This window comes from Methylomonas sp. TEB, from assembly GCF_047777895.1.
In the GTDB taxonomy this organism is placed as follows: domain Bacteria; phylum Pseudomonadota; class Gammaproteobacteria; order Methylococcales; family Methylomonadaceae; genus Methylomonas.
In genome coordinates this window covers 4,441,593-4,458,998 of sequence record NZ_CP180476.1, presented here as the reverse complement: position 1 = coordinate 4,458,998, position 17,406 = coordinate 4,441,593, and the positions used below count along the sequence as shown (strand labels likewise).

The window sequence follows — 17,406 nt, the reverse complement described above, 5'->3', positions numbered from 1 at the left end:
GATTATGAAAACCGAGCAAGCTCCGCATCCCATTAAACTGAAACCGCCGTTTTATCAAGAGGACGGGCAATGCGGTTTGCATCGTTATCTGGATGCGGAGTTCATCAACCGCTTCAAGCAGGATATGCAGCGCCGCCAGTTCGATTTGCCGCAGTTCAACGCCTGGCAGCAGGAGGAGCGTCATAGCCGCTACGGCCAGCAGCCTGTTTTACGACTACCGCTGCATCGGGCGTTTCATATCGTCAGTTGCGAAGTGGTTTGCGACCGCTTCGGCGAGCCGGCGCTGGATCCGCAAAAAATCAGCTCGGCCGGTTTCGTAATTCGCCGGCTCAGCGGCGGCCGCGAGCAGGCCTGGATGCTGGAAGATGGCGAAGCCTTGGGGTGGCAAGACGCGCCCACCGAATTGCGCGATCCGGATTTGCATCGCCGGCTGTGCGCCAACGGCGTGCTGCACAAACGCGACGATCAGGCGGCGTATAGCGGCGAGGAAGTGCATCCCTTACACGTGTTAAAAACCAGCGATGCCAAGCGTAAAACCCACACGCTGTTATTCGGTTATTTGCCGCTGGGTGGTTTTTATTATCTGCGTGATGCCAGTCAGGCTTTCGATACCGCCGACCAAGCGCAAACCGCCAACGTCGCGGCGGCGATGTTGCCTTGGCCGTTTGGTTATCGGCAACCGTTGAATCTAACCTGGCTAAGCGAACACAGCAAACCGTTGGTGCAAGGCCTACCCAGCAAAGCTTTTTTTGAATTGCTGAGAATATTGGTCAACCGCTATCACCTCGGCGAAGCCGGCATTGCCGAGAACACCGCGCTGGAAAACCAATGCCAGCAGTTGTGGCTATACGACGAAGCTAAACTGCCGGCCGGTTTGCAAGGCCAAGCCTATACCGAAACCAGCCTGGGCTTGTTTACGCCATATCGGCAACAAACCTTGTTTAGTTATCTGCAAGCCTGCTTTGCGATGGGTGGCGATAACCCGTTGGTGCGCTGGTTGATTCAACAAGAACAAGCGATAGACGCGGTCGGCGGGCTGGACAAACTGGCGGCGTTACCGGCCTTGCCGAATGCCAATGGCGTCGGCAACCTGAGTTTGACTTTGTTGCTGCTGGCCGCCGATGCCCAGGAAATCCGCGTGCTGTTGGGGCAACGCCTCAACGACCAAGCGCTGAGTAAGGTCAAGGAAATCCCCTTGCCAAAATTCACGCAAAATGCCGGCGATGTTTATCAAATAGTGGCCTTTGTGCGCGCCAAAAACCAGCTCGGCCAGGAACAGATTCAATGGGCCAATGCCGACACCCGCAGCATACAATTTCGGGTCGCCGCGCCCTTCGATCCGGACGCCAGTCGGCCGGCGCTGATCCAGATGCCGTCGCTGGCCGATCTGCGCCGTGGTCTGGCCAAGGGCGCGGCGATGATCACGCCCGCTGATACCTTCGATTTAATGAACAAACTGAAATTAAACAAAGGCGCCAGCGAAGACACGGTCAAAGACACTGCCGGCCCGGACTTTGGAATTCAATGGATTTGTTCGTTCAGCTTGCCGGTGATTACGCTGGTGGCGATGATCTTGTTGATGATCATGATCTCGCTGCTGAATATCGTGTTTTTCTGGCTGCCGTGGGTACGGATTTGCCTGCCGTTTCCAAAAATCAAGGGAGATTAAGCATGCGCACGCCGGTACCCGAGATTATCAGCTGGCCGCTGGGCAATATCGACTCCGACGGGCGTCTGAGCTGGACCCGCGACGATCAGAGCATCCGCGAGGTGATGTTGAATATCCTGCTGACTCGGCCCGGCGAACGCTTGCAACGCCCGACTTTTGGTGCCGGTTTATTAAACTTCGTGCATCAACCCAATAACGAAACCACCCGCCATCTGATTGCCGGCGTGGTGCGTAAATCGCTGGAGACCTGGGAGCCTAGAGTGGAAATCGACGAAGTGCAAGTGCAGGCCAGTCCGGCCAGCGTCGCCGATGTGCATATCAATATCCGCTACCGGCTGCGTAACAGTCAGCGCCCGGCGGAACTGGGATTCACGCTAAACCTGAGCCTGCCGGCTTGAGGCTGCAAGAGAGGCCGTTATGCCATTACCGGTACCGAATTTAGACGACAGACGCTTCGAGGATTTGGTTGCCGAGGCCAAGGCCCGGCTGGCCAGCCATTTGCCGGAACTGGCGCAGATTGCCCCCGGCGACCCGCTCAACAGCTTTGTGGATTTGTTCGCCTGGCTGACCGAAACCATTTTGTACCGCGCCAACTTAATTCCGGAACGCCAGCGCCGGGTGTTTTTAAATTTATTGCAAATTCCGGTGCGCGCCGCCCGGCCGGCCAAGGGCATCGTCAGCGTTGACGCCGGGCCCACCCGCGTGTTGCCGGCGGCATTATTGGCGGACGGCAGCCAGTTGCGGGCCGGTAAACAGATTTTGACGGCGGTCGGCGAATTGCAACCCACCTGCCTGAGCTTACAAGTGTTGATCAAACAGAAGTTGGAGGCTGCCGATCTGGCCGCGCTGGGTTTGACCTTACAGGACTTGCAGGAGCAGTACGGTTTGCGCAACGGCCAACGTCCCGAGCCGTTTCAACCGCGCCGCTTCCAGCCGGTTAAGGAAGTGCTGGATCTGACCGGCAGTCTGGATCGCAGCTTTTACCTGGCCTGCATCGCCCCCCGGCAGCTGGAAGGCCAGATTGCCTTGCTGCGCAGCCATCTGGCCGGCGTGGCCTTCAATATCGGCATCGCGCCCGCCGACAATTTGGACGGCGACGCGATCAACGAACTGAATCCGCGCAAGCTAATTTGGGAGCTGGTTTCCACCGGCGAGGCCGGCGAAACGATTTATCTACCCTTGGATGTGCTGGCCGACAGCTCCAAAGGCGGCCGGCAAACCGGTGTGGTCCGCTTGCGCTTACCCAAAAATCCGGCGCTGTTTCAGGCGTTTGTACCGACCGATTCGATGTTCAGCGGTGTCGGCGATAGGCCGCCGGAATTGGCCGATCAAGTCGAAGCCGGTCGGGTGGCGTTTTGGTTGCGCTTGCGTTGCCCGGAACATCCCAACTTACAACTGGGCTACCTGGCGCTGAATGCCGTCGATGTGCTGGCCCAGGGGTTGCAGCAGGATTTGTTGGTAGGCATGGGGACCGGCCAGCCGGATCAGGTGGTGGTCTTGCCCAATCAAAATATCGATGCGGCGACCTTGCAACTGGATGTTGAGGAAAATGGTGCCTGGGTGCGTTGGCAACAGGTGGCTTTTCTTGCCGGTCAAGCCGCCGATGCCAGGGTGTATCGGCTCAATCCGCAGTCCGGTTACGTGTACTTCGGCGACGGCACGACCGGGCGACGGCCGCCGTCGGGCAGCCGGATTCGTATTGCGGCTTATTTATTTGGCGGCGGCAGCGCCGGTAATCTGCCCGCCGGGAGCATCAAGGAAGTGGTGAACGGCAGTTCGCGTTACAAGCTGCGTCACGAATGGCCGTTAAGCGGCGGCATTGATGCGGAAACGGTCGAGCAGGCGGAAAAGCGCATCCCGCAATTTCTGACCCATCGCAACCGGGCCGTTACGCAACAAGATTTCAAAATCATCACCGAAGCCAATCCCGTCAATCCGGTAGCCCGCGCCGAAGTATTGGTCGGTTTTCTGCCCGGCGCCAGTATCCGAGCGGCTCGCGACGGCGTGCCGGGCGTGGTCAGCGTGTTCGTGCTGCCGCCGGCCGAACCGGCTTTGGGCCACACGCCCAAGCCCAACCAGGGCTTGTTGAAAGACGTGTTTGCCTATCTATTGCAGCGGACCATGGTCGGCACCGAATTGTATGTGTTAAGCCCGGAGTTCGTGCCGATTGCCGTCAGTGTGAAAGTGCAGGTGCGCGACATCGAAACCGAGCAACAAACCCTGCGCGACGTGCAGCAGACGCTGCTGGAATACCTGTGGCCGCTGGCGCCCGGTGGCGCGCGCGGCGCGGGTTGGCCTTTGGGCGGCGCGGTGCGCGCCAACGAATTATTGACCCAGGCGGCGCGGGTGGCCGGGGTGCAGGCCGTGAATAGCTTGAGTCTGTTTCAACGCGGTAGCCAGGGTTGGCGACGTTTGCCCGCCGATGAGCCGGTCAACTTGACTAAATTCCAGTTGCCCGAGCTGCTGGGCGTGCGCGCCGACAGCGGTTCCGGCACGCCGACCTTGCCGGACGGCATCGGCTTGCTGGAAGGCCAAACCCCGGACGATAGTTTGGGTGTCGCGGTGCCGGTGATACCGGACATTTGTTGAGGGCGAGCGATGGACGTCAACAACACCCCGTATTTTTTACTGAAAGGCCAGGCCGATTTCGAGCAAGGCTCCAGCCATTTGAGCTGGAATACCGGTTTGCAGGCGCTGACGCTGGCGCAAAATCAGGTCTTGCGCTTGCCAGCCGCCGATCCGGCGGCGGCTTTGCTGGCGTGGCAGAACAGTGCGCCGCTGGCCTTGGACAGTTTTAACCAGATTGGTCGCTTGAGCGCTGACGGTGCGCGTGTCGAATTTAACAGCGGCCGTGGTTATCTAAGCTTGCAGGACAATGAATTGCAGGATGTCGTCGCGCCACAGGGCCGCTTTACCGACATGGCGTTCGCGGCGATTGCCCACAGCGGTAAACCGGGCTTCGGGCAACCGGCCGGTGACGGCAGATTGGCTTTGCCGTTCAGCGACGGCAACAATCAGCATGGTTTGCTGCTGTTTCATCTGGCCCGGCGTTGGCAAACCTTTTGTACATGGGGCAATGCGGAGGGTGAGGACGCGGCGTCGCAAATGCCGCTAAGGGCATGTGTAGACGCCGAGCAGCGAATCTGGTTGATTAGCAATTCCGGTTTGATGTTGTGCAGCGGTGAACCATTGCCCTTGCCGTACACGCCGCAACCGGTGCGCTTCGAACCCGAGCAGGCCAATCCGCATCCCTTAAACCGAATTTGGCAGCAAGCCTTGCCGGAGGGTATGCAGGCGCTGGCGCTATGTTGCGATTTGCAGCAGATTTTTATCTTGTGCCACGACGGTATGGGGGCGCAGGCCATAGTGACGCGGCCTTTATCGGCATTGGTCGATGCGCCATTCAAAACCTACGCCTGTCCGGCCGAGTTGCCGTTTGCTATCGATCTGGCGCTGGCTGCCGATTCGGCTTTACCCGACAGCGGCCGGCTGGCGGCTTTGGTGCCGCGTGCTGCGGATGATCTGAGTTTCACGCAACGCGATTGCCCGGTATTGACGCTGCATTGGGATAGCGCAACCAACACCGGTCAGGCCCGCTTGCTGTACGAGCGTTATCCAATGTTGTCGCAAGCCGTGCCGCGTTTTGTCAGCAGCGCCGACGGCCAGTTGCGTTATCAAGCCGAGGCCGATGCGGATTTTCCCGCGATAGCTCCGCGCCCCAGAGAGTTGCATGCCTTGCGCCGCCCGCAGTTTTTTCTGGAAGGCACGGCCTTGTTGCACGAACTGGATTCCGGCCAAGTCGATACGCAATGGCACCGGCTGTATTTGGATGCCTGCATCCCGCCGGGCTGCGACATTCAGATTGCGGTGCGGGTATTTGCTAGCCGGCAGGCGGTCCGGCCCAAGCCTATCGACCAGCCCGCGCCGTTGTGGAACCCGTTGCCGTCCGAATTGCCGTTCGCGGCCAGCCTGGCCGGCCAGCAAGCCGGCACTAGCGGTTTGTTCGAGATTTTGTTGCAACAGCCTTCCGGTCGGGTGCGGCAGTTGCGCGGGCGCTATCTGCAAATCCAAGTGACTTTGCGCGGTGACGGCCGGCAAAGTCCGGCTTTGCACGCCATCAGGGTGTATTACCCGCGCTTTTCCTACCAGGAAGCCTATTTTCCGGAATTTTACCGGCAGGAGCTCAGTTACGACCCGGCCCAAGCCGTCGGTCCGGCCAATGGCGCCGATGTGCGAGAGCGTTTGCTGGCAGCCTTCGAAGGGGTATTGACCCCGCTGGAAGGCCGGATTGCCGCCAGCGAGCAATTGCTGGCGCCCGAAGCAACGCCTGCCGCTAATCTGCCTTGGCTGGCCGAGGCCGTAGGTGGTCAGCTGCCGAGCCACTGGCCGGAAGCCCGGCAGCGGCGCTGGCTACGGGACTTGACTTTGATTCAACAATACAAAGGCACGTTGGCGGGGTTAAATTTAGCTTTGGACATCGTCAGCGACGGCGGTGTGCAGCGCGGCGAAATCGTGGTTTTAGAGAATTTCCGCTTGCGGCGGACCATGGCGACGATCTTGGGCATAGACATGGACGACGGCGATCACCCGTTAACTTTGGGCACCGGCATGAGCGGTAACAGCATCATCGGCGACAGCCTGATTCTGTCGGAAAGCGATGCCCGGCAATTTCTGGCACTGTTCGCCCCGGAGCTGGCGACAGTTGACGAAGCGGCCCAGGTCAAAGCGTTTTTTGAAGAATACGCGCACCAGGTCAGTATCTTGCTGCACGGGCGGGCGGTGAGTTTGCGCACTGCCGTCGAAGACATTTTGACGGAGCAACTGCCGGCGCACCTGCAATACCGGATCATCGAAACCGAACATCCCTTTGTGCTGGGTATCGCGCCGCTGCTGGGCATGGATACCTTCATCGAAACCGCGCCGCCGTTCCGCCGCGTCACGCTGGACGACACTTATCTGGGCCGCGAAGGAGTTTTGAAAAACCCGGCGGCATTTTCACCGGAGGACATCAATGCACAGGCTTAGCGGTTTTCCTGGGGTGGTTAACAACCCGGTCCTGTCTATCACGTTGATCTCCTTTGGGCTGAGTCCTTCGACTGGTTCGGCGCAACCGGCTTGGCGGATTCCGGTTCCTGTCAGAGGCTGGGGAAGAAGCTCCCTCTCCTCGCGGGAGAGGGTTGGGGTGAGGGGGCTCGAGCAATGTGATCCAGCTGTTTTTAGCCTCTCACCCTATCCTCTCCCGGAGGGCGATGGGATTTATGCTGCCGGATTCCGAGATTTTGGCATTTCCTATTGGGCACCACACACGGAGGCCGCATGGATACCCTAGATGATTTCACTACGCTGGAACAGGACGCCACGTTAGACGAGCCCCTGCGCCGCGTGGCTTACGAGGCTGGAATGATGCTGGGTCTGGAAGCAACCCGCGACGAGCAGGCCTACCATCGCCGCCGCCTGACCCGCCATCAATACTGGCTGCAAGGTTACGGCACGCTAGCGGGCATGGCGGTGAGCATGGCGCCGGCCACGCATCCCAACAACTCCGACAATCTAACCGTGCGCTTGCTGGTTAGTCCCGGCATCGGCATCGACGGTCTGGGCCGCGAAGTGCTGATTCACGAACCCTACTGCATCAATCTCGGCGACTGGCTGGCCGCGCAAACCGAGAGCTATCTGCGCGAAGGATACAGCGACGCCGATAATCTGCTTTGGCTGAAAATCTGCGTGCGGCAAAAAGATTGCCCGGTGGCAATGCAGCCGGTGCTGGCGCGCAAACTCAATCTCAGTACCGATGCGGTGCAACCCAGCCGTACCGCTGACAGCGTGCGTCTGGAATTGATTCCGGAATTACCGGAACCTGCGGGCGACGATGCCTACCAACCCTGGGCCTGCCATCAAGCTTTGCCTGCGGCGATGCCGGCCTTGTCGGTCGCAGAACAAGCCTGGTTGCAGCAAGTGCAAACCGATAATGCCGAAGCCGGCGCTCAACTGGCACTGCATGCCCGTTTGCTGCATGCGCTGGACAGTAGTGGGGTTAATCCGCAGCAATTGAATGACGAACTGGAGGAGGGCGCCCGTTTGTTGCTGGCCAGGATCAGCATCAGCGTCGCCGACATCAACGCCATTTTGGTCAACCCGCAATTAATCTCGATCAACAACTTGGTGCGGCCGTTCCTGGCCACCGCCAGCCAATTGGCCTGGCTGGCGCGCCAGCCCTGATCATGGAGGGACTATGAGCGAAATTTTATTTCAACCTCTCGGTAATCCGATTGCCGCCGGGCTGGCGCTGGATCAAGTTGCCGACATCGACCCGCGTCTGACTCGTAGCCACTATTTTGATGGCCGCTTGCTGACCGCGGAAGACCTGACCCGCGATCAAATCTATCTGGATCAGCGCTTGCGCGAGCTGGGCCGGGTGCTGGGCAGCGGCATCGTCGCCGGTTTGGCCTTGAGCTTCGACCGCTTCACCGGCTTGCTGACGCTGGAACCGGGGTTGGCGATGACGCCGGCCGGCCGGGTGCTGGAGCTGGGCAGCCGGCTCATCGTCAATTTGCGCGACCGGGCCTTGATCAGCGGCCTGAACGACGGCAATTTCTCCAATTTAAATCGGGGTTTGTACGCGGTCGTGTTGCGTTATGTCGATGTCGGCACCGACATTGCTGAAGTGTTTCCGAAAGATTTGAGCGCCAAACGCGGCTTTCAGTACGCGATGATTACCGAGTCGGTGCAAATGGGCCTGGTGCCTTTGCCGATTCCGCTGCCGCAACAAAGCCCTTTGCAAATTCGGGCACGTTTGATGAGGGAGTTGCTCGGCGAGGATCAATTGCACGGCTTATTGCCGGAAGACGCGGTGGCACTGGGTTTGGTGGCGATTCAAGAAGGCGCGCCGCAATGGCTGGATGCGCAATTGCTGCGCCATCCTTTGCGCGCCGAGCCGGGCATAGACTCGTTGCAAAGCGACTTGTCGCGGCAGTACGAAGCCTTATTAGCCGATATTCTGAGCAATCGCCGCAGCGGCGGTTTGACCGGCGATTTTCATGCCAGCGATTATTTTTCCTTGCTACCGCCGGTCGGCACTCTGCCCAAGGAAGCGGTCGATCCGGTCAACGGTCGGCAAGGTTATTTTCCGGAAAACTACCAGGTTGCTATCGCGCCTTTACGGCAATCGGACGTGGAACAGATTCGCGCCGAATCCCTGGCTTTGCCGCCTATTGATTTAAGCAACGGCGAGCCGGTGGACATCGTCGTACTGGTGCCTTTGTCCAATCTGGATTACGGCCATTATGCCGCGCAACTGGAGCGCAATTTCGATCCGAATAAACGCCTGCTGCCGCAACTGGATTTGCTGCGCCTCAAGCTATATCCGGTCAGGCCGGTACATGCACTGGATACAGACCAGGCCGCTTGGCAAGCCATCTGGGACCGCTTCGGCAGCAACGCGCCGTTGTACGTACGCCGGCCCAGTCGCGCGGCGGAGACTTCGATCAGCGGTATCGTGTTAGCGCTAGGTACGTCCTTGCCGACACCGCCCGAAGTGGTGGGTGGTCCGGCCGACGGCGGTGGCTTGATCGACGACGAGGACAACGTGTTCTTGAAACGGGTGAATTACCCGATGCTGGCCGAGCTGCGGGCTCCGACCGACGATGCTGGCCGTGCGGCATTAGCCACTTTGGTGGAGTCTTTCAGTGAGTCGGCATTGGTCGCCACCAGCCAACGCATCTTGCTATTGGTGGAGCGCCAATACGACGCGGTAATCTGGCAAACCCTGCAACAACTGGCCGTCGCCAACAATCTTGAAGCATTTTTGGCCGCCCTGCGCGCCAAACCGGCTAACCAATCGACCAGCGAATTGGTTGTTGCTGGCGGCGGGGCCTTGGGTTTGGATAACGGCTTAATCGGGCAATGGACGGTGTTGTTGCCGTGATGGGGGTTAGTTACTTTGCAATATTTTGAAGAGGACTTGGAAATTGGCGGTTTTATATCCCCTCACCCTAGCCCTCTCCCGGAGGGAGAGGGGACTTTTACGATAGGCTCCTGAAGGATAAGTTTTTGTAGGGTGGGCACGATTGAGTGCCCACGCGGAGGTACACAGCCAACGGTGGGCAAAATTGCCCACCCTACGCCTTCGTTTCGGGACGGGTTTTCATCCCGTATGCCGCGCCGAGCACCGGAGCTTTTGAACGGATCAGCCCGAAGGGGTGCGGCATGGATGCCGCACGTTGCCGAAGGGGCAGGAAGCCCCTTTCGGCAACCCCGTTCAAAAGCGAGGAGCACAGGGGATAAGCGGCATTCGGGTGTCTTTTCTTTTGGATACTTTTCTTTGGACAAGCAAAGAAAAGTATCTCGGCTGTCGGTCCGAGAACCGACATTAAAAACATCTGTCGCGATAGCGACACAATAAAAGCTGTTCCAGGTCGGGGAAGGTTTATGCAAACAAAATTTCCCCAACAGATATGGAAAGAAGAGTAAGGAGTAGCCATCATGTCCATGATTCTGCTGCATAACCCCATCGCCAGCTCCCGCAGCTTGCAGCGGGTGCACATGTTCCCCGGCCGGCATCTGGGCGAGGAAGAGTTCGACCGCGAACAGGCGTATGCCGACGCGCGGCTGGCTACCGTGTTGCAGGGCAGAACAGCCGGCATCGTCCATGGCCTGGATTTACAATTGGGGCCGAACGGCATAGCTGAACCCGGCTTTAGCGTCAGCGCCGGCTTAGCTCTGGCAGCCAATGGCCAGGCACTGGGGCTGTACTATCCGCTACGCGCCGAGTGGCAGGATTTGATCGACGCCTACCTAAACCGCAACCAGGTCGTCAGCGCGGTGGGTGTTTATTATTTGCTGTTGGCCCGCGGCGACCGGCAAATCGACGGGCCGGGCGTCGATGCCTGCCAACGTACCGAATTGGATCCAACCCGCGACACCCAAAGAGTGTTGGCCGGCAGCCTGGCTATACAGCGCATCAATATCAGCGACACGGCGGTAAATACCTGGCCGCGCGACCGCATCGAAAACTGGGTAGCCGCCGACCGGGTCGACGCCGGTTTCATGGCCAAATTGGGACATGCCGTGCCGCTGGCTTTGCTGGCGGTGGTGAACAACGAGGATGCCAGCTACCGAGTCGCCTGGCTCTCGCAGGAAGCCGGCCGCTACGAAGCGGTGTCGAACAGCGGTTACCGGGTTTTGCTCAATCAAACCGGCGCGGCGATGCGGCGGGTGATGCAAGCGGCGGGTTTGCCGGCTAATGCCGGGATTCCGTTGCCGCAGTTTTTACAAGACAATCTGCATCTGGATTTTCTGCCGGCCGCCGGCCAATTGCCGCTGGACTGGCTGCAAAATCCGGCCGCGCCGGCGCCAAATCTGCTTTGGCTGCCAACGCATCTGGGCATAGACATGGTGCCGGTGCCGGAAGAAGCAGTGATCGAGCTGTTGAACGGCCATATCGCCAGGCGGGTGATCGATTTGCGCCAGCCGGCCGGCGATAAAATTAGATTGTTGCTGGCGGTGAACGAGCCGGATTACCGGCCCAATCTATTGGATATTCCGCAAACCGACAGCGTGCTGGAAAGCGATATTTTCCGGTTTTACATGCGTGCCTACGAGGCTTGGCGCAAATGGCGCCAACAATTCGATGCCTTGTATTTCGTCGAGCCGTCCAACACGCAGCCTCTGGCTGGAGGCATAGGCGTGATAGAGCATGCGGTGCTCGATCCGGCGCAATTCAAAAATCTGGATTTGCCAAAACCGGAAATGCCGCCGGCCTTACCTCTGACGATTTTCGAGAAAGTCATCGCTCGCGCCAACAGCGAACAACAAGACCCGCAAAATCCCGGTACGCCTTATCCCTACAGCAAAGGAGTGCCGACCTTACCTAACTTTTACCGCAATTGGCTGGGCGCGGACGGCAATCCGCCGCCGATAGCCGTGCCCAGCGACGACGGTTTGGTGGTGCAGTACGCGGTGGCTTTGGTGGAACTGGAAGCCATCGAAAATCAGATTCGTGCGATTCGCAGCCGGGTCGAGAAAACCCGCGACTTTCTATTATTGCAACGCCAACAACTGGATTCGCAAACCGTGGCCTTGGCTGCGCTGGCCGGCGGCGTGGCCGGCGACGGCACCGGCTTGCAGGTGGCGCGCTGGCTGCCTTATGCCAATCTCAACGCCACCGATGTTCCCAATAACGTCGAAAAAGCGGTTAGCACGGAAAGCGTGGTCAGCAATGCGCCGAAAGCCGTGTTTGCCACTGCGTCCGCCGGCTTATTCAACAGCGCGATCAGTCAGATGGCTGCGCCGAAAATCAGCGCCAGCAGTGCCTTGAGCAACAACTTATTGAGTAACGCGCTGGCCTCCACATCATCGGTGTCCAAGGCGGCATTTTTGTTGACAAGCAAGCCGCAAACCTATTCGGCGTTTGAATTGGGTATCAATAAAAACCGCCTGGATATGTTGTCGCGCATCACCAAGGAAGCGGTCAGCAAGCCGGCTTTCGAGGCCAAGGAATACCGCTTTGGCGTGATCGATCATATCAGCCCGGAAATCAACGAATATGCCAAAGCCTATTACGGGATGAAGGAATTGCTGGCTACGTTGACCGATTTATTCGACCCCACCGATGCCGCCACCTTGCGTAAGCAGATGGAAAAAATCGGCGTGGTGGAAGACGATCAGGCCGGCGCCAATGCCACCAATCCTTTTGAGCGCAGCGGCAAGCTGGAGTCGCCGGCGGTGTTGGACAACCTGGCCGACAAAAACGCCCCGAACAATCCGCAGCGTTCCAGTCTGTTAAAAACCCAATATCGCTACCATGCCTTGTTCAAGGCCGGACGGATTTTGACGCAATGGATCGCGATTTTTGAGGCGCGTTACAACAATATCGAACGCAAACTGCAAGGCAAGTTACGCGAACAAGCCAATAAACTGGCGCAGATCGATAAACTGGCCGGGCTGATCCGGGTGGCGCGGGAAACCCTGGAAGGCATGGACAGGTTCCGCGTCGAACAACTCGGCGACTACGGCGTTGCGCAGCGCTTGCTGGACGAAGACTGGCGGCAGGTCTGGACTTTGAATAACGAACGCACCCGTATTTTAACCAAGGCCTTGCGCGGTTTGTATTACGTCAGAGTGCGCGGTACGCCGGTCAGCGCTGCCTTGGTCGACCCCTTGACCTTGCGTTACGGCAGCAGCAAGGACATCGTCCCCGGCTGCGATTGGGAAGAAGAGGTGGATTTGCCGGCGGCGCTGGACCCATTTTTTGCGGCGATCTGCGAGATTCCGATGGACGACTGGGCCGGTTTAAAACCGTTGCGGCCCAAGCTGCCGCCGTTTCAGCAATTCGATTATTTGGGGCAATTGCGCCAGGCTCGCTTCAAAGCCCGACCCGCCAGCCTGTTGACGCCGGCCAATACCGATACCTTGCAGGTCCGCCTGCAGACCGTGCATCTGCAAACCCAGATCGTCATGCAGCAGTGGGCCGGTTTCAGCTTGCCGGCATTTACCGCCAGCAGTTTGCAAACTCAGGCGGCAGCCGCCAAAGTGTTGGCCTTGGCAGACCTGGCCGGCGCTGCCGGACCGCTGCGCAAACCAGCCCACGAATTGCGCGAGCAGTTGGAGCACTGCCAGTTTTGTTTGCTGGAAAAACTCAATCTGTTGCCGCCGTCCTTGCGTTTGCAATGGGGGCAACTGGCCGAAGACGATCAGATTCGCGTCGAGGACGTATCCTGGTGGCCGGGCATGGACAGGGCGGAAGCCGACGATTTTAACGCGGCCCGTACCGTATCGGAATTGATCGCCTGGTGGTTTCGGCAGTTGGACGGCGATGCCTCCGCCGCCAGCCGCAGCGCGATGCGCAATATGATTCGGGCCATGTTGATTCATGCTTCCTTGGGCGATCCGCAGGAAATCATCCGCGGCAACGTGCACGTGCCGCCGCGCTTGGCCGCAATCGGCGAGCGCTTGCAAGTCAAACTAAACCGGCCGCCGTTGCCGGGGACCCGGTTGCAATTGCTGGATACCGAGCAGCGCGTCGTGGCGGTGCTGGCGGTGGAAGACCATAGTCCGCAAAGCACCCGGGTCACCATCGTCGATATGCTGCAAAGTGGCGTGAAGATCAACACCCGCTTTAGCGTAGTGGCGAATAAGCTGACGCAGCAACGCTTGTAGCTTGAGATTATGAGCACCCTGGCCGCCGACACCGTTGCGATACACCGTCTGACCGTCCGGGCCGGGCAGCAACGGGCGGCTGAAAGCGTGCGCGACAGTTTGCAAAGTGCGGATTGGCCGCAAGCCGGGCAGGACAACTGGGTGTTTATCCGCCGCCTGCAAGTCAGCGGTGCGGCGCGGCAACTACCTCGGCATTTGCTCGAGCAAACCCGGCAGTACTTAACACAAAGCAACAATCCCGAACAGGTGATGCGCTTTGCCAGCCTGGCCGAGCTGTTGGCGGCTTTGCTGACGGATCTGCTGCGCGGCCGCGCCGGCTTGCATTGGTATTGGCGACGCTGGGCGCATTGGTTTGAATTGCCGGTGTCGCGGGCCATATCCGGCATAGTGTCCGAACATCTGGATTTGCTACCGTCGGTTTGTGCCCGATTGGCGCAACGAGAAAAATTAGCCGCCGTCTGCTTGAGTCTGACAGACAGCGATGCTCGGCAATTGGCGGTTGAACTGGCCGGAATGAGTGGTTTTCGCTTGCTGTCTGTTTTGGAAATCGCTGAGGTGTTTGGTTCTGAAATCGATCACGCAGACCGGCAAACCCCTTTAGCCGCCAGTCAGCAGACTTGGGCTGAGCAACTGACGCCTAGGCCCGGATTGCTGGCGCATTGGCGACCGCTATTGCAAGAACTGGATGTTGCCGACGGCCGCTATCAATTGGCTTTAGTGCTGATCGGCCAAGACTTGGCACCGCTGCTGTTGCAACAACAGCCGGCTAGGCTGCTGGCTATTCTATCCGCCCGTTTTGCGGCTATGCTGAACGTCAAAAAAGCGCAGACGAGTGGTGAGCCCAAGCACGTAAGCGCGAATGAAACGATCCAGCCCCGGCAAGCAAAACCCCCTTTGCAAACGCAGCCGATTAGCCAAGCCCATCAAGCCCGAGCGCAAACAGACGGCGAGGCCAATCCGAAACTGGATGCCGACACCGAGCGGCAGATACCGGCGCTATTACCGCACAAGCCCCTTGCCGAGCATGATGGCAAAGATGTCCGGCAAACGCCGATGGCTGCAAACCTAGCATTGGCCGACTATTCTCGTCCTGCCAAGGCGCTTGCCCAGGGCTCTTCTCCAGAACCGGCCAGCGCAGGCCTGGAGTTTGCGGGATTTCATACCCGGCAAGGCGGCTTGCTATATTTATTGAATATGCTCAACCGGCCAGAAATGCGCGGCTTGATGCTGGAACATGCCGAAACATTGCCCAGTGGCTGGGCCTGGTTGTATCGGCTTGGGCAAGAATTGCAATTGTACGAGGACGATGCGCTGGTCGATTTCATCGCGCGGCAATTGGGCCTGGACGATAGCGGCGAACTGGGCCGATTGCCGCCATTGCCGGAGCGCCAGCAGGTTTTGAGTCTGGCGCAGCGTTGGTACGGCAAGACCGGGGTTTGGCAGCCTGAGTTGTTGGCGCTCACCGGGCAAATTCACTATAGCCCCAGCCATATCGATTTGTACGCGCCGATGTCGGCGATCCGATTGCCCGTGCGCCTGGCCGGGCTGGACATCAATCCGGGCTGGCTGCCGTGGCTGGGCCGTGTCGTGAGTTTTCATTATGACTAAGCCGCCGCAGCCCTTGGCCGAATCGCTAAATCTGCAAGCGCCTAACCGGCAGCAACCGCTGGCGGCCTTGGTGCGCGTCGGTTTGGCTGAATTTTGGGAACGGATGATGCCGGGCGACACTGAACTGTCCGAGCAACTGCGGCAACAAGCCGTCCGGCAGTTAAACGTGGATGTCCTGCCGAGTTGGGCACAAATGCGCGATGCTGCGGCGATGCAGTTTTTTAACTTGCCCGGCCCATTTGGTCAGTGGTTGCACGAACAACATATCGACTTGCCGCAAGCCTTTTTGTTGGCCTTGGTCGGCAGCGCCGAGACCGACTATCTGGTGACCCTGGCGCTCAGCGAGTTGCAGGCGCCCAATCCCGGCAATCGCTTGGCGGTGCATTTGGCTTTGACGATATTGGACGAATTATTCGGTGCCGGCACACTGGATGCGCTGGATTTGCATGCTACGCCGTTGGTGCAGCAGCAAGTGTTATTGCTGGAGGGAAGTGGGCCGCTGTCGCTCAGGCCATTGCGTATCGAGTCGGCCTTGTGGTCGGTATTGTGCGGCCGGCCGACGATTTGGCCGGGATGCCGAGTGATTGCGTTGACTGACCGGGAATTGCTGCCGCAACGTATCCGCAAACAATTGCCGCATCTGGCGACCTTATTGGCGAAAGGCGAAGTGCGCGGCTTGGCAATACGCGGCAACAGCGGCTGCGGCCGGCGGGCCTTGGCCGCCGAGCTGGCCGGTTTGTTGGGATTAACGGCCATCGAAGTGCCGAGTGATTTGTGGCAACAGCAGCCGGCCTTACCGCTGGCCTGCCAACTGGCCGGCTGGCTGCCGGTGGTTAAGGCCCAGGTCGCGACTGGCGAGAGCTGGCAGTTACCGGCGATACAACCCAATATTGCCCACGTAATTGTGTTGGGTATGACCGATGCGGTATCCGGTCAGGATTTGCTGGAATTGGAAATGGGCGTGCCCGACGAAGCCGAGCGCCGCCAGCTTTGGGTGCGTTATCTCGCCGATCCGGAATTGGCCCGCCTTGCCGCCAGCGCCTTGCTGAGCGGTCCGGTGATCCAGAAAGTGGCGCGCAATGCGGTGCTGCGCGCAGAACAAAGCCGCAGCGTATTGAATGCCGAACACATTGCCCAAGCCCGCCGCGATTTGGGCGCGGAACGCTTGCGCTTGCTGGCCGAGCCGGTGCGGCGGCGCGTCGAACGGGAAGCGGTGGTATTTCCGCCGCTGGTCGAGCAATACCTGCACGATTTCATCGCCCGCGCGCACAGCCGCGAATCGTTGTGGGAAGCCTTGGGCGTGACCTTGCAGGCCTCGCGCAATGCCGGCCTGCGGGCCTTGTTTGTCGGCGACAGCGGCACCGGCAAAACCCTGGCGGCCAGTTATGTCGCGACCGCGCTGGGCGCGCCGCTGTACCGTGTGGACTTGGCGGCGATCATGAACAAATATGTCGGCGAATCCGAGAAAAATCTGGGCCTTTTGCTGGATTTGGCTGCCGCTGCCGATGCCATCCTCCTGTTCGACGAGGCCGATTCCTTATTCGGCCGCCGCACCGATGCCCAGCAGAGTGGCGAACGTTACGCCAATATGCTGACTAACTTTTTATTAACCCGCATCGAAAACCACCCCGGCATCACGATTCTGACCACCAACAGCCGGGAGCGCATCGACAACGCCTTTACTCGCCGGCTGGATGCGATTGTGGATTTTCCCATGCCGGGGTTTCAGGAGCGCCTGGATTTATGGCGCAGCCATTTTGGTCAACGCAGCCCGAGCGACGATTTATGCAAAACGCTGGCTAGCTATTGCGACATCAGCGGCGGCCAGATCAGGAATGTGGTGTTGACCGCCGCCGGTTGCAGTCCGGCGGATCAGTCTATCGGCATTGAGACCCTATTGTCGGCTTTACAGCGCGAATATCAAAAACTTGGCCGCAATCCGCCGGCGCAGTTAAAACAGTTAAGGAGTTAGC

General features: G+C 59.0%; 10 protein-coding genes. 9 read left to right on the top strand and 1 reads right to left on the bottom strand.

The window, feature by feature from the left end; all coding sequences use genetic code 11:
- The first annotated feature begins 4 nt into the window (after positions 1–4).
- The 6 genes from ACMXD4_RS20140 to ACMXD4_RS20115 all read left to right on the top strand — a co-directional run bounded on the left by ACMXD4_RS20140 (position 5) and on the right by ACMXD4_RS20115 (position 9,593).
- Positions 5–1,669, top strand: a complete 1,665-nt coding sequence (locus tag ACMXD4_RS20140; RefSeq protein WP_415879190.1) for a hypothetical protein — start codon at positions 5–7, stop codon at positions 1,667–1,669.
- A 2-nt stretch (positions 1,670–1,671) separates the two neighbouring features.
- The gene (locus ACMXD4_RS20135; protein ID WP_415879189.1) at positions 1,672–2,067 is read left to right on the top strand and encodes a GPW/gp25 family protein; all 396 of its coding nucleotides are present in this window, start codon (positions 1,672–1,674) and stop codon (positions 2,065–2,067) included.
- Positions 2,068–2,086: 19 nt separating this feature from the next.
- On the top strand, positions 2,087–4,258 hold the full coding sequence (locus ACMXD4_RS20130; RefSeq protein ID WP_415879188.1) for a putative baseplate assembly protein: 2,172 nt from the start codon (positions 2,087–2,089) through the stop codon (positions 4,256–4,258).
- Positions 4,259–4,267: 9 nt separating this feature from the next.
- Positions 4,268–6,694, top strand: coding sequence for a phage tail protein (locus tag ACMXD4_RS20125; RefSeq protein WP_415879187.1), 2,427 nt, complete (start codon positions 4,268–4,270; stop codon positions 6,692–6,694).
- A gap of 291 nt (positions 6,695–6,985) precedes the next feature.
- Positions 6,986–7,888: a hypothetical protein gene (locus tag ACMXD4_RS20120; protein ID WP_171697454.1), complete on the top strand. Its 903-nt coding sequence runs from the start codon at positions 6,986–6,988 to the stop codon at positions 7,886–7,888.
- Between the two features lie 13 nt (positions 7,889–7,901).
- A complete protein-coding gene (locus ACMXD4_RS20115; protein WP_171697455.1) occupies positions 7,902–9,593 on the top strand; it encodes a hypothetical protein in 1,692 nt (563 codons plus the stop codon).
- A gap of 193 nt (positions 9,594–9,786) precedes the next feature.
- Here the strand turns inward: ACMXD4_RS20115 and ACMXD4_RS20110 are convergent, their stop codons facing one another.
- Positions 9,787–10,158 carry a hypothetical protein gene (locus ACMXD4_RS20110; RefSeq protein ID WP_171697456.1) on the bottom strand — a complete coding sequence of 124 codons (372 nt, stop codon included), beginning with the start codon at positions 10,156–10,158 and terminating at the stop codon, positions 9,787–9,789.
- Between ACMXD4_RS20110 and ACMXD4_RS20105 the strand changes: the two genes are divergently transcribed.
- Genes ACMXD4_RS20105 through ACMXD4_RS20095 form a run of 3 tightly spaced genes read left to right on the top strand, consistent with a single transcriptional unit; the run spans position 10,151 to position 17,405 of the window.
- Complete coding sequence (locus ACMXD4_RS20105) at positions 10,151–13,825, top strand: hypothetical protein (RefSeq protein WP_415879186.1); 3,675 nt, start codon at positions 10,151–10,153, stop codon at positions 13,823–13,825. The genes ACMXD4_RS20110 and ACMXD4_RS20105 overlap by 8 nt on opposite strands.
- A 9-nt stretch (positions 13,826–13,834) precedes the next feature.
- A complete protein-coding gene (locus ACMXD4_RS20100; protein ID WP_415879185.1) occupies positions 13,835–15,433 on the top strand; it encodes a hypothetical protein in 1,599 nt (532 codons plus the stop codon).
- Positions 15,426–17,405, top strand: coding sequence for an ATP-binding protein (locus tag ACMXD4_RS20095; protein ID WP_415879184.1), 1,980 nt, complete (start codon positions 15,426–15,428; stop codon positions 17,403–17,405). The genes ACMXD4_RS20100 and ACMXD4_RS20095 overlap by 8 nt, the downstream gene beginning before the upstream one ends.
- Position 17,406: the final 1 nt, after the last annotated feature.

Bases quoted from the DNA above. Each gene is read 5' to 3' on its own strand.
- ACMXD4_RS20140 (WP_415879190.1), top strand. From the start codon at position 5: ATGAAAACCGAGCAAGCTCCGCATCCCATTAAACTGAAACCGCCGTTT.
- ACMXD4_RS20135 (WP_415879189.1), top strand. From the start codon at position 1,672: ATGCGCACGCCGGTACCCGAGATTATCAGCTGGCCGCTGGGCAATATC.
- ACMXD4_RS20130 (WP_415879188.1), top strand. From the start codon at position 2,087: ATGCCATTACCGGTACCGAATTTAGACGACAGACGCTTCGAGGATTTG.
- ACMXD4_RS20125 (WP_415879187.1), top strand. From the start codon at position 4,268: ATGGACGTCAACAACACCCCGTATTTTTTACTGAAAGGCCAGGCCGAT.
- ACMXD4_RS20120 (WP_171697454.1), top strand. From the start codon at position 6,986: ATGGATACCCTAGATGATTTCACTACGCTGGAACAGGACGCCACGTTA.
- ACMXD4_RS20115 (WP_171697455.1), top strand. From the start codon at position 7,902: ATGAGCGAAATTTTATTTCAACCTCTCGGTAATCCGATTGCCGCCGGG.
- ACMXD4_RS20105 (WP_415879186.1), top strand. From the start codon at position 10,151: ATGTCCATGATTCTGCTGCATAACCCCATCGCCAGCTCCCGCAGCTTG.
- ACMXD4_RS20110 (WP_171697456.1), bottom strand. From the start codon at position 10,158: ATGGACATGATGGCTACTCCTTACTCTTCTTTCCATATCTGTTGGGGA.
- ACMXD4_RS20100 (WP_415879185.1), top strand. From the start codon at position 13,835: ATGAGCACCCTGGCCGCCGACACCGTTGCGATACACCGTCTGACCGTC.
- ACMXD4_RS20095 (WP_415879184.1), top strand. From the start codon at position 15,426: ATGACTAAGCCGCCGCAGCCCTTGGCCGAATCGCTAAATCTGCAAGCG.